Annotated in this window: 1 protein-coding gene (only partly in view); it reads left to right on the top strand. The window is 64.2% G+C overall.

All 495 nt of this window come from inside a single coding sequence — locus GJA_RS25730, YDG domain-containing protein (protein ID WP_038498083.1), on the top strand. Of the gene's 531 coding nucleotides, 12 precede the window and 24 follow it; the stretch shown corresponds to coding positions 13-507 (codon 5, complete, through codon 169, complete); the first codon wholly inside the window starts at window position 1. The start codon and the stop codon both lie outside this window.

Genomic DNA, 495 nt, shown 5'->3' with positions numbered 1-495 from the left:
ACCAGCGCCGATATCGGCAAGGCGACCATCGCCAGCGTGAGCGGCATCACGGCCGGCAACAAGGTGTACGACGGCAGCCTTGCCGCCAGCCTGAATACGGCCGGCGCAGCGTTGACCGGCATGATCGCCGGCGACAATTTGACGGTGTCGGCTGCCAGCGGCAGCTTCATCGACAAGAACGCCGGCAATGGCAAGACCGTCAATATCAGCGGCATCGCGCTGGGCGGCGTGGATGTCGGCAACTATAACTTGACCAGCACGACGGCCAGCACCAGCGCCAATATCGGCAAGGCGACCATCGCCAGTGTCGGCGGCATCGTTGCCGGCAACAAGGTATATGACGGCAGCCTTGCCGCCAGCCTGAACACGGCGGGCGCGTCGTTCAGCGGCATGATCAGCGGTGACGACCTGGCGGTGTCGGCCGCCAGCGGCAGCTTCATCGACAAGAACGCCGGCAATGGCAAGACCGTCAACATCAGCGGTATCGCGCTGGGT

Source organism: Janthinobacterium agaricidamnosum NBRC 102515 = DSM 9628 (genome assembly GCF_000723165.1).
In the GTDB taxonomy this organism is placed as follows: Bacteria; Pseudomonadota; Gammaproteobacteria; order Burkholderiales; family Burkholderiaceae_D; genus Janthinobacterium; species Janthinobacterium agaricidamnosum.
Note: the sequence above shows the minus strand (reverse complement) of the source record. Positions and strands in the feature narration are given on the sequence as shown.